This is a genomic window from Demequina sp. (assembly GCA_024707205.1).
Classification (GTDB): domain Bacteria; phylum Actinomycetota; class Actinomycetes; order Actinomycetales; family Demequinaceae; genus Demequina.
In genome coordinates, this window is record JANQAD010000001.1 from 2,284,802 (window position 1) to 2,297,010 (window position 12,209).

A 12,209-nucleotide genomic window follows, 5' to 3' on the forward strand; every position below is an offset into this window, starting at 1 on the left:
GGAGGAGATGAACAATGCGTACGGCCGACATCCGTCAGCGCTGGCTGGACTACTTCGAGTCCAACGGTCACGCCGTCGTGCCTTCGGCATCGCTCATCTCACCGGACCCGAGCCTGCTGTTCACAGTTGCCGGCATGGTGCCGTTCATCCCGTACATGACGGGCGAGCAGCAGCCGCCGTGGCCGCGCGCCACGAGCGTGCAGAAGTGCATCCGCACGCCTGACATCGAAGAGGTCGGCAAGACCACGCGCCACGGCACGTTCTTCCAGATGAACGGCAACTTCTCGTTCGGCGACTACTTCAAAGAGGGCGCGATCACGTACGCGTGGGACCTCGTCACGGGCTCGGAGGCCGACGGCAAGTACGGCTTCAACGCGGATGACGTCTGGGTGACGGTGTACGAGGACGACGACGAGGCGGCCACGCTGTGGCGCGAGATCGCGGGCCTGCCAGACGAGCGCATTCAGCGCCGCGGCATGAAGGACAACTTCTGGTCCACGGGCCAGCCCGGCCCCGCGGGACCGTGCAGCGAGATCTACATCGACCGCGGCAAGGAGTTCGGCCTTGATGGCGGCCCCGTGGTGGACGAGGACCGCTACATCGAGATCTGGAACCTCGTCTTCATGCAGTTCCAGCGCGGCGCGGGCGAGAAGGAGAATTTCCCGATCCTCGGCGAGCTGCGTCAGAAGAACATCGACACCGGCCTGGGCCTTGAGCGCGTCGCGTACCTCAAGCAGGGCGTCGCGAACATGTACGAGATTGACGAGGTCATCCCCGTCATCCGCAAGGCGGAGGAGTTGAGCGGCCGCACCTACGGCGGCAACCTCGGTGTCAACAGTCACACCGACGACGTCTGGATGCGCGTGGTCGCCGACCACGTCCGCTCGAGCCTCATGCTCATCGGCGACGGCGTGGTGCCCGGCAACGAGGGCCGCGGCTACGTGCTGCGCCGACTGTTCCGCCGCAGCCTCCGGGCCATGCGCCTGCTTGGCGTCGACGACGCCGTGATGCCGGAACTCCTCACCACGAGCCGCGATGCCATGAGCCCGTCGTATCCCGAGCTGGCGGCGGACTTCGAGCGCATCAGCGCGATCGCGTACACCGAAGAGGACGCGTTCCGCCGCACGCTCGCGAACGGCACGGTCATCCTCGACACCGCCGTCGCCAACGCCAAGAAGCATGGCGCCAAGACGCTCCCCGGCAGCGACGTCTTCCAGCTCCACGACACCTACGGCTTCCCGTACGACCTCACGCTCGAAATGGCCGCGGAACAAGGCCTCAGCATTGATGAGGCGGGTTTCCGCTCGCTCATGCAGGAGCAGAAGGACCGCGCGCGGGCCGACGCCAAGGCCAAGAAGGGCGGGCACGCGGACACCGCGATCTACCAGGACCTGCTCGAGACGGGCGCGACTCACTTCCGCGGCTACGACGAGCTCCAGGCGGGCGCCGAGGTGGTCGCGATCATCAAGGACGGCGTGACGGTTCCCGTGGCGAGCGCGGGGGAGACCGTGGAGGTCGTGCTGAACGAGACCCCGTTCTACGCGGAGTCCGGCGGCCAGGACGCGGACACGGGCACCATTCGCGGTCAGCACGCCACGCTCAACGTCATCGACGTCCAGAAGCCCGTTAAGGACCTCATCGTCCACACCGTGATGGTGGAGGAGGGCGAGATCGCGCAGGGCGACAAGGTCTCCGCAGAGGTGGACCCCGTGAATCGCCGCGACGCGAGCCGCGCGCACTCGGCCACGCACCTCATCCACGCCGCGATCCACGAGACGCTCGGGAAGACCGCGAACCAGGCGGGCTCGTACAACAAGCCCGGCTACATGCGCCTCGACTTCTCCTGGACGCAGCCCGTGAGCGTGGACGCGCGCGCGGACATCGAGGGCATCGCGAACCGCGCGATCCGCGAGAACCTACCCGTCCAGACCACGATCATGGGGCTCGACGAGGCCAAGGCGCTTGGCGCGATGGCGCTGTTCGGCGAGAAGTACGGCGATCGCGTGCGCGTGGTCGAGATCGGCGGCCCCTTCAGCCGCGAGCTATGCGCGGGCACCCACGTGGGCGCCTCGAGCGAGATCGGGCTGCTGAGCGTCACCGGCGAGGGTTCCGTAGGCTCCGGAGCGCGCCGCATCGAGGCTCTCGTGGGGGCCGACGCGTTCAAGCACCTCGCGGCCGAGCGCGCCATCGTCAGCGAGCTCAGCTCGAGCCTCAAGACCCAGCCGCACGACCTCGTTGGGCGCATCGAGTCCCTCGTGAGCCGCCTCGCGGCCACGGAGAAGAAGCTTGCCGCGTTCGAGCAGCAGGCCGCGCTGCGCGCCGGCGAGACCCTCGCCGCCGGCGCCACCAGCCTCAACGGCGTGAGGGCCGTGGTCGCCGTGGCGGACGGCGCCACTGGTGACACGCTGCGCACCTCGCGCTGGACGTCCGCGCGCGCCTCGGCGATGCGGAGCCGGTGGTTGTGGCGCTCTTCAACGCGTCCGACCGTCCAAGCGTGGTTGTCGCGACCAACGCTGCGGCCCGCGACAAGGGCTTCTCCGCCGGCGATCTCGTCAAGGCGGCGAGCCAGGTCCTCGGCGGCGGTGGCGGTGGCAAGCCGGATGTCGCACAGGGAGGCGGCGCGGACGTCGCCAAGGTGCCCGACGCTGTGGCGGCTATCGAGCGCACCATCCAGGGGCGTGGCTAACGAGGCATGGATAGGGAGTTCGGCTTGGCGTCGACGTCGGATCCGTGCGGATCGGCGTCGCGGCAAGTGACCCCGAGGGCATCATGGCGTTCCCCGTCGAAACCGTGCCTGCAGGGGAAGGCGACGCTGCGCGCGTAGCCGCCATAGCGTCGGACCGGCAGGCGACCGCGATCTTCGTGGGCCTGCCCAAGACGCTCAAGGGAGCGGATGGCGCGAGCGCGGCGATGGCCGAGGAGTTTGCGAGGAGACTTGCGGAACTCACCAGCGCCGACGTTCGTTTGATCGATGAGCGTTTCTCGAGCGTCACGGCTTCGCGCGCCCTCACGGGTGCGGGGAGGTCGGCCAAGAAGCAGCGCCAGGTCATTGACCAGGCGGCCGCGGTGGTGATCCTCGAGAGCGCACTAGACGTAGACAGACGAGGGAATCTGGGTATTGTGACCAAGGGGATTCCGCACGAGGGAAACGATGACTGACCTCTTTGAGGCTGAGACCGCCACGACCACGACGCTCGACTTGCGTCGGTTGCAGCGCAACAAGCGCCGCGCAACCCGCCGCAAGTGGACCCTCGTGGTCTCTGCTGTCGCCATCGTGATCTTCGCTCTCGGCGCGTCCGTCGCCTACAACTTCGTCGGCACGTTCGAGGGTTCGAGCAACGAGATCGCCGACTACGACGGCACGGGGCAGGGCACGCTCCAGGTGGTCGTGCAATCGGGAGACACGGGATCAGACATCGCCACGACGCTCGTCGACTCCGGCGTGGTCGCGTCGCGGGCGGCGTTCCTCCAGGAGTGGAACTCCAACCCTGACTCCCAGTCGGTGGTTCCCGGCTACTACTGGATGCACCGTGAGATGAAGGCCGAGTACGCGCTGCAGTCTCTGCTGGACCCAAGCAACCGCGACGTCCGCAACCTGACGATCCCTGAGGGGCTCACCAAGGCGCAGACCTACGAGAAGATCGCCTCGATCACCGCGACGTCGGTCGATGCGGTCGAGGCCGCGGCCAAGGACACGGACGCGCTGGGCCTTCCCGCGATCGCGAAGGGCGATCTCGAGGGGCTGGCTGGCGCCCGCGACGTATGAATTCGACCCTGATGTGACGCCTGCCATCGTCCTCAAGCGGATGGTCGCTCAGACCATCCAGAGGCTCGACGACGCTGGCGTCGAGGAAGGGAACCGCGAGAAGGTGCTGAACATCGCATCGCTCGTGGAGCGCGAGGCGAAGCTCGACGAGGACCGTCCCAAGGTCGCGTCCGTCATCTACAACCGCCTCAAGCAGGACATGATGCTCCAGCTCGATGCGACGCTCAAGTACCACCTCAAGGACGCGGGCGCAACGCTCACCGCCGACCAGCTCAAGTCCGATGACCCGTACAACACGTACACCCACGCCGGGCTCCCGCCGGGCCCCATCGCGAGCCCCGGCGTCGAGTCCATCGACGCCGCAGTCAACCCGGCGAAGACCAAGTACATCTTCTACGTGACGGTCAACCTCGACACCGGCAAGACCAAGTACGCGGAGGACTACCCCACCTTCTTGAAGTACAAGAAGGAGTACCAGAAGTGGGCCAAGGCGAACGGCTGAGCGGTTCGTGATTGAGTCACGCCGCGCGGCCGTCCTCGGCCACCCGATCGCCCATTCGCTGTCGCCGGTGCTGCACCGCGCCGCGTACAAGGCGCTCGGCATCCCGTGGCACTACGACGCGGTAGACGTTGAGGCAGGATCCCTCGAGGCCTTCATCTCGCAGATGGGACCGGAGTGGGCGGGGCTGTCGCTCACGATGCCGCTCAAGGTTGAGGCCGTGCCCCTTATGGACTTCATGGAGCCCATGGCGAAGATCGTGGGCGCGGTCAACACCGTGCTCGTGCAGCGCTTCGCCGACCAGCGCCACCTCGTTGGCGCCAACACGGACGTTCACGGAATCGTGGCCGCACTGCGCGACTCCGGCGTTTCCTCGGCGGCCACCGGCGTGATCATCGGCGGGGGCGCGACCGCGACCTCCGCGATGGCCGCTCTCGGCCAGCTCGGCGTCACGGCGCCGGTGGTCGCCGTCCGGGATCGCGCGCGCGCCGGCGCCCTCATGCGTGCCGCCACCAAGATGGGTGTCACCGTGCGGTTCGCGGACCTTGCGGAGGCGCCCGCCCTCCTCGCCGCGACGGACGTGGCCGTCTCCACCATCCCGGCCGACGCCGGGGCCGCCATTGGCGCCCAGCTCGCCACAGCGTCGGGCACCTTGCTTGACGTTGTCTACTCGCCGCTCGTGACGCCCCTTGGCGCCGCGTGGGGGGCCGCCGGGGGGAACCGTGTTGGGGGAGAGCAGATGCTGCTCCACCAGGCGGCGGAGCAAGTGCGCCTCATGACGGGCCGCGAAGCGCCGATAGAGGACATGCGGACGGCGATGCGGGCCGTGTTGAATACCTAACACCGAGGTGTTTCCCGGCTCAGCCCGCTGATACCGTCCCATCCGTACCGAATTGGTGCGTTTCGGGTTTGCGGGCTGAGGGAGTCTCCGTGAAGCAACTGGGTTCCATCCTCCTGGAGAGCGGTGCGCTCACCGAGGACCAGTTGATGGATGCCATCGACGAGCAACAGAGTCGTGGGCAGACGCTCGGCCGCACCCTCGTGGAGCTCGGGATCATCAGCGAGACTCAGCTTGTTCGCGCTCTCGCCAGCCAAGTGGGGATGGAGTTCGTCGAGCTCGGCGAGTACCCCGTTGACCGCGCCGCGATCGCCTTGGTTCCCGGCGCCGTGTGCCGCCGCCACAACGCCATTCCGGTGAGCATGACCGACGGAGTGCTCCGGATCGCGATGTCCAACCCTGGCAACGTGGTCGCCGTTGACGACTTCCGCACGCTGACCCGCATGCCGGTCGAGCCCGTTGTGGCGACCTATGACGACGTGGTGCAGGCGATCGACCGCTACTGCCGCGCCGACACCGAGCTCGAGGGCCTGCAGGAGGAGATGGAGCAGGACCAGGCGGGGGCCGCCGACCTCGAGTCGCTCGACTTCGGCTCAGCGGCCGAGGATGACGCGCCGATCGTGCGCTTCGTCAACCTGCTCATCACGCAGGCCGTGCAGGACCGTGCTTCCGATATTCACATCGAGCCGACCGAGGCCGACCTCACGGTGCGGTACCGCATCGACGGCGTGCTCCACGAGATGCAGCGCGCCCCCAAGGCCATCGCCGCCGGCGTGACGTCTCGCCTCAAGATCATGTCGGACATCGACATCGCCGAGCGTCGCAAGCCGCAGGATGGTCGCCTCTCGGTGAACCACCAGGGCCGCAAGATCGACCTTCGCGTGGCGACCCTGCCCACGGTGTGGGGCGAGAAGGTCGTCATGCGTATCCTCGACAACTCGACGGCAACGCTGGACCTCGCCGACCTTGGTCTGCGCGAGAACAACTACGCCGCGTACTCCGAGTCCTTCACCAAGCCCTACGGCATGATCCTCGTGACCGGGCCCACGGGTTCCGGGAAGTCGACCACGCTGTACGCGACGCTCAACCAGGTGGCGCGCCCTGAGATCAACGTGATCACGGTCGAGGACCCCGTGGAGTACCGCCTTCCGGGCATCAACCAGGTGCAGGTGAACCCCAAGGCCGGCCTCACGTTCGCGTCCGCGCTGCGCTCGATTCTGCGTTCCGACCCCGACGTAGTGCTCCTCGGTGAGATCCGCGACCACGAGACCGCGCAGATCGCCATCGAGGCGGCCCTCACCGGCCACCTCGTGCTCTCGACGCTCCACACGAACGACGCCCCCTCGGCGATGACACGCCTCACCGAGATGGGGATTGAGCCGTTCCTCGTGGGTTCCGCGGTTGACTGCGTGGTGGCCCAGCGCCTCGCGCGCCGCCTGTGCCAGCACTGCTCCGAGGAGCAGGAGGTCACCCCGGATCAGCTGCCCAAGGCGCTGAACTTCCCCGCGGACCAAACCGTGCCGACGCTGCGCAAGGCCGTTGGGTGCCAGCGCTGCTCGAACACGGGCTACCGCGGCCGTGTGGCGCTGCACGAGATCATGCAGGTGGACGAGTCGATCGAGCGCCTCACGGTGGGTCACGCTTCGACCGCCGAGATCCTCCGCGCGGCGCAGGCGAACGGCATGGAGACGCTGCTCCAGGACGGCTGGGCAAAGGTCCAGGACGGCGTCACGTCGCTCGAAGAGCTCTTCAGGGTGGTGAAGTGACGATGCACGCCTTCAGCACCTCCATCCTCGCGCCGATACACGAGGCGTCCCACGTCGATGCCAAGGGAGGGCCGCGCCCATGACCTTCAGTTCCGAACCGTTCGCCGGTGCCCCCGGCGTGGTCCAGCAGCCGCTGCAGCCTGCGCCGCAGGTCGCGGGCCAGTGGGCCCCCGCCGCGCCCGAGCAGCCCGTTGCCGAAGCGCCGGCGCCCGCTCAGGCGGCGCCAGCCCCAGCGTCGGCCGCTCCCGCTCAGCCCGCCGCTCCTGCTCAGCCTGCCGCGCCCGCCCGCGCCACCGCGCCCGGCTCGCGCATCGGCATGAGCCAAGAGCGCCACGACGACGACATCGACATCAACACGGCGCTCCGTCAGATGATCGCGCTCGGCGCCTCCGACCTTCACCTCACGGCAGGTTCGCCACCCATGGTGCGCCTCGACGGCCAGCTGGCTGGCCTGTCCGACTACGAGCGGCTCAAGCCGGACGGTCTGCAGCGCTCGCTGTACACGATTCTCACGCAAGCGCAGCGGGAGAAGTTCGAAGAGGACCTCGAGCTCGACTTCTCGCACGCCCTAGTTGGCGAGTCTCGCTTCCGCGTGAACATGTACCGCCAGCGCGACGCCGTTGGTGCCGTCTTCCGCCAGATCCCGTACGAGATCAAGCCGCTCGAGGACCTCGGCATCCCGGCTGCGGTCTCTGGCTTCGCACAGTTGCCTCGTGGACTCGTGCTCGTCACCGGCCCCACCGGCTCCGGAAAGTCCACCACGCTCGCATCGCTCATCGACCTCGCCAACCGCTCGCGCGCCGCGCACATCGTCACGGTAGAGGACCCCATCGAGTTCCTGCACCGCCACAAGCGCTGCCTGGTCAACCAGCGCGAGGTGGGCACGGACACGCACTCGTTCGGCAACGCGCTGCGTCACGTACTGCGCCAGGACCCGGACATCATCCTCATCGGTGAGCTCCGCGACCTCGAGACCATCTCCGTTGCGCTCACCGCCGCGGAGACCGGCCACCTCGTGTTCGCGACACTGCACACGCAGGACGCGGCGCAGACCATCGACCGCATCATCGACGTCTTCCCCGCAGAGCAACAGGGCCAGGTGCGCACGCAGCTGGGCACCGCAATCCAGGGTGTTGTCTGCCAGGCGCTGCTTCGCCGCGCCGACGGGCCTGGACGTGCGGTGGCCGTGGAGGTCATGCTCGCGACGCCCGCCATCCGCAACCTCATCCGCGATGGCAAGACCCACCAGATCTACACCGCGCTGCAGGCCGGCGCGTCGATGGGCATGCAATCCATGGACCAGCACCTTGCGGAACTCGTCAAGTCCGGTGTCGTCGGCTACGACTCGGCCCGCGAAGTGTGCCGCTCCGTCGAAGAGTTCAACCGGCTCTGTGGCCGCATCGGATCGGTGGCGTAGTCATGGCAACTGCAACCAAGACGTTTAACTTCATCGCTCGCGACGCGAGCGGCAACACCGTCAAGGACGTCATGACGGGCTCTTCGGAGCAGGCCGTCGCGTCGCGCCTGCGCGAGCGCGGGCTTACCCCAGTCTCCGTAACCGCGCCGCCCAACTCCGGTCTCAACATGGAGATCAAGATTCCGGGCATGAGCGACAAGATCGGCCTCAAAGATGTGGCGATCATGTCCCGCCAGTTGGCGACAATGATCAACTCCGGGTTGTCGTTGCTGCGTGCGCTCATGATCCTCGTGGAGCAGACCGAGAACAAGGCGCTCGCCGCGGTGCTCACGGACGTCCGCTCTGGAGGTGGAGACGGGCCGTTCGTTCTCCTCGGCGCTCGCCAAGCACCCCAAGGTGTTCCCTCCCATCATGATCAACATGGTCAAGGCCGGCGAGATTGGCGGCTTCCTTGACCGGGCGCTGATCTCGCTCGCGGAGAACTTTGAGAAGGAAGTGGCGCTGCGGGGCAAGATCAAGTCCGCGATGGCGTATCCCATCGTCGTGTTCGTGATCGCGATCGTCGCCGCCACGGCCATGCTCCTGTTCATCATTCCAGTGTTCGGCAACATGTTTTCAACACTGGGCGGTTCGCTGCCAGCTCCCACGCGCTTCCTGATGGCGCTCTCAGACTTCCTCAAGATCGCGATCGTTCCCATCATCCTGCTGCTCATCGTGTTCGCATGGTGGTGGGCGCGCCACAAGAACGACCGCAAGGTGCGCGAGTTCCTCGACCCCATCAAGTTGAAGATGCCCGTGTTCGGCAACCTCAACAAGAAGATCGCCCTCTCGCGCTTCTCGCGCAACCTGAGCGCCATGCTCGGCGCGGGCGTACCGATCCTGCAGGCCCTTGACATCGTTGGCGAGGCCAGCGGCAACACCGTGGTGGAGGAGGCGACCAAAGAGGTCATGGACGCGGTCCGCAAGGGCCGCTCAATCACGGCGCCCCTGCAGTCGAGCCCCGTGTTCCCGCCCATGATGGCGCAGATGATGGCCGTTGGTGAGGACACCGGTGCGCTCGACGACATGCTGTCCAAAATCGCCGACTTCTACGACCAAGAAGTCGAGTCAACCACCGACCAGCTCACCAGCCTCATCGAGCCGCTCATGATCCTCTTCGTCGGAATCATGGTCGGCGGAATGGTCATCACGATGTACCTGCCCATGTTCTCGATCTACAACCAGATCGGGTAGCACGGGCTCCTTCATAACTCCATAGGCAGACACAAGTTTCACTTCGGTGAGAGCTCCACCGCCCAGGTGGCGGGGGAGCAGCAGCAGAAGTGTGGTGAGCCCCGCCGGGGCGAGCCGAACTCCGCCCTCTAGCGGCGGTTAACAAGGCGACACCCGTCGCCGGAATCAGAAACAAGACAAAGGAGAACGAGCATGATCGCTCGCATTCACAAGTCCCTCGAGAAGAAGGACAAGGGCTTCACCCTTATCGAGCTTCTCGTCGTCATCATCATCATCGGCATCCTTGCCGCGATCGCCATCCCGGTGTTCCTCAACCAGCGCAAGAAGGCTGTTGACGCCGGCATCAAGTCCGACCTTCGTTCGATCGCGAACGAGCTCGAGTCCTACTACGTGGACAACCAGGCGTACCCCGCCTCGATCACCACGTCGGGCTCCACGATCACGGTTGGCACGGGCGGCGGCACGGTGACGAAGTCGAACGTCAACACCACCTACACCTACACCCCCGCCACCGATCGGTACACCGTGAAGGGGCAGAACTCCGGGCAGGGTACGGGCAAGACCTACGTCTACGACTCGGCCAACGGCGGTCTCGCCGACTAAGTTCGGCGCCGACCACCGAGGTCAGTGGGTGGGGGCGGGTCTTCGGGCCCGCCTCCACCCCACAGCATTTCCTTTATTGAGGGAGAGGGGAGCAAGCATGGACCAGGCGACCAACGCGTCGAACGGTGTCATCCGGTCGCGCGACGAGGGCTTCACCCTTGTCGAGGTCATCATGGCTCTCGTCCTCCTCGGCATGATCGCGATGGCGTCATTGGGGGTGTTCCTCAAAGGCATGAGCACCATCACCCATGTGCAGCGCCAGCAAGCAGCAGTGGCTGTCGCCAACTCCGCCATGGACGTGGCGCGTTCCGTTTCGCCTGGTGCGGTCAACGCAGCCGGCACCATCGGTGTGGTCAAGGGGCGCTCGGCGTCCGCCGTTAACACGGTGTGGACCGATGCGACCACCAAGAACGCCTCCGACACCGTCGACATGACCGCTGCCTCGGACCCGACCACAGGCCTTACCGCTGCTGACCAGTGGGTTCCGGTTCGCACCACGCAGCGTGTCGACAACGTGACCTACACCGTAGATACGCTGGTGGGAACGTGTTACCGCCTCCGCGCCGCGTCTTCCGTGAGCCAGGACTGCGTGCGATTCGACACCCCGCCTTCAGGAACCACATACGCGCAGATGTACCGCATCCGCGTGGTAGTCCGCTGGGACGAGAGTTCCAATGGTTCAAAGCCCCAGACGTATCGGATGTCCACACTGATTGATCCCACGGCCGACGCCACGTGGAACACGGTCCTCCTGCCATACGCGTACGACGACGAGTTCACGGTCGCCGCTCGCTCTGGTACGACGTACCACGCGGTCGTGGCGAACGACGCAGTCGACTACGACGAGTCGGGCACCACGAGTGCGATCAGGAATCTCTCCGGGGTGAGCCCAAGCAGTGGTGGCTTCACCGTTGCCGCCAGCAGCGCATCGGGCCAGGTGGGCGGCGTGCTGTTCACCGCGCCCACCTCCGGCACCGTCTCCGGCACCGTCACGTTCACCTACAAGGTAGAGGGCACGAGCGGCGAGCGCTCGGCAGATCCCGCCACAGTGACCGTCCACGTGGTGCCGCAACCCGTTGTGGACAACCTCACCGTGGCCGCAGGCAGCACCACCAACATCAACTCGCTGCTCACCGCGAACGACATTGGCGTCACCAACATCACCCCCGCCACGCGCAAGACCCAGGTGGTGGTCGCGAACTCCACATCGGTCGATCTCTTCACCACCGAGGACGTGACCGACGCGATGAAGGACGCTCGTACCGCGGACACGGCCGCACTCGCGGCCAAGGGCATCACCACCGACGGGAGTGGAAACATTAGCTTCGCGGCGCCGACCACCGCCGGAAATTCGACGACGTTCTACTACTACCTCGTTGACGATCCGATCGGCACGGGGATCCGCTACCCCAACACCACGCCGGTTGCGGTCACGCTCACCACGGAGACCACCCCAAGCGCCAAGGACCTGGAGTACTCCTACCAGGTCACAAGCGCGAGCACGGCGAACCCGATTCCGTGGGCCACGGACAATGTCAGCCCGGCGGGCACCAAGATCAAGGTCATCTCGTTCGCCGGGCCGGGGACGTCGCCCCTAAACCTGGCGGTCGGTGCCACGGGATCGACCTTGACGTTCACCACCACGAGCACGACGGCGATCGGCCACTACACGATCCAGTACCAAACGGTCTCCGCTAGCGGGCTGACGTCGGCCACCAAGACGATTACGGTGCACGTGCTGCCTACCGGGATTAAGGATCCGCAGACGACCTCGAAGACGCGCAGCGGCAATGCCGTCACTTACGTGGTCAACCCCAACCCCTCGGGCACCGCCAACGACTTCTTGCCCGCAACGGGTGTGCGTCTAGGCACCGTGTCGGTGACGAGCGGCCCATGCACCATCACCACCCAGCCGACGACCACGGACCCCTTCAAGTTCGTTGCCAACTTCGGCTCAGGATCGAGCTCAAGCACGGCATGCACGCTTAACTACACGGTGGTCAGCACGGGCACCGGCACGTACCTCACGCCGGCGGTGGAGTCCGGAGTGTTCACATGGGCGGTGACCCGCGGATCATGAGAATCCT

The 12,209-nt window shown here is 66.2% G+C and carries 10 protein-coding genes and 1 pseudogene; all 11 read left to right on the forward strand.

Annotated features, from left to right (window positions below):
* Window positions 1-14 precede the first annotated feature (14 nt).
* Window positions 15-2,686: pseudogene (alaS, locus tag NVV57_11715) on the forward strand (alanine--tRNA ligase).
* 44 nt (window positions 2,687-2,730) lie between these two features.
* Window positions 2,731-3,159, forward strand: a complete 429-nt coding sequence (gene ruvX / locus NVV57_11720; GenBank protein MCR6713302.1) for a Holliday junction resolvase RuvX — start codon at window positions 2,731-2,733, stop codon at window positions 3,157-3,159.
* Complete coding sequence (locus NVV57_11725; GenBank protein ID MCR6713303.1) at window positions 3,152-3,766, forward strand: endolytic transglycosylase MltG; 615 nt, start codon at window positions 3,152-3,154, stop codon at window positions 3,764-3,766. Before ruvX ends, NVV57_11725 begins: the two co-directional genes overlap by 8 nt.
* A 13-nt stretch (window positions 3,767-3,779) precedes the next feature.
* Window positions 3,780-4,268, forward strand: a complete 489-nt coding sequence (mltG, locus tag NVV57_11730; GenBank protein ID MCR6713304.1) for an endolytic transglycosylase MltG — start codon at window positions 3,780-3,782, stop codon at window positions 4,266-4,268.
* Between the two features lie 7 nt (window positions 4,269-4,275).
* Complete coding sequence (locus NVV57_11735; protein ID MCR6713305.1) at window positions 4,276-5,106, forward strand: shikimate dehydrogenase; 831 nt, start codon at window positions 4,276-4,278, stop codon at window positions 5,104-5,106.
* Between the two features lie 89 nt (window positions 5,107-5,195).
* The gene (locus NVV57_11740) at window positions 5,196-6,869 is read left to right on the forward strand and encodes an ATPase, T2SS/T4P/T4SS family (protein ID MCR6713306.1); all 1,674 of its coding nucleotides are present in this window, start codon (window positions 5,196-5,198) and stop codon (window positions 6,867-6,869) included.
* Window positions 6,870-6,948: 79 nt separating this feature from the next.
* Window positions 6,949-8,286: a type IV pilus twitching motility protein PilT gene (locus NVV57_11745; GenBank protein MCR6713307.1), complete on the forward strand. Its 1,338-nt coding sequence runs from the start codon at window positions 6,949-6,951 to the stop codon at window positions 8,284-8,286.
* A 2-nt stretch (window positions 8,287-8,288) separates the two neighbouring features.
* Complete coding sequence (locus tag NVV57_11750; protein MCR6713308.1) at window positions 8,289-8,741, forward strand: hypothetical protein; 453 nt, start codon at window positions 8,289-8,291, stop codon at window positions 8,739-8,741.
* Window positions 8,683-9,519: a type II secretion system F family protein gene (locus NVV57_11755; protein ID MCR6713309.1), complete on the forward strand. Its 837-nt coding sequence runs from the start codon at window positions 8,683-8,685 to the stop codon at window positions 9,517-9,519. Before NVV57_11750 ends, NVV57_11755 begins: the two co-directional genes overlap by 59 nt.
* A 192-nt stretch (window positions 9,520-9,711) precedes the next feature.
* Window positions 9,712-10,122 (forward strand): prepilin-type N-terminal cleavage/methylation domain-containing protein, encoded by a 411-nt coding sequence (locus NVV57_11760; GenBank protein ID MCR6713310.1) that lies wholly within the window; start codon window positions 9,712-9,714, stop codon window positions 10,120-10,122.
* A gap of 97 nt (window positions 10,123-10,219) precedes the next feature.
* The gene (locus tag NVV57_11765; GenBank protein ID MCR6713311.1) at window positions 10,220-12,202 is read left to right on the forward strand and encodes a type II secretion system GspH family protein; all 1,983 of its coding nucleotides are present in this window, start codon (window positions 10,220-10,222) and stop codon (window positions 12,200-12,202) included.
* The last annotated feature ends 7 nt before the right edge of the window (window positions 12,203-12,209 follow it).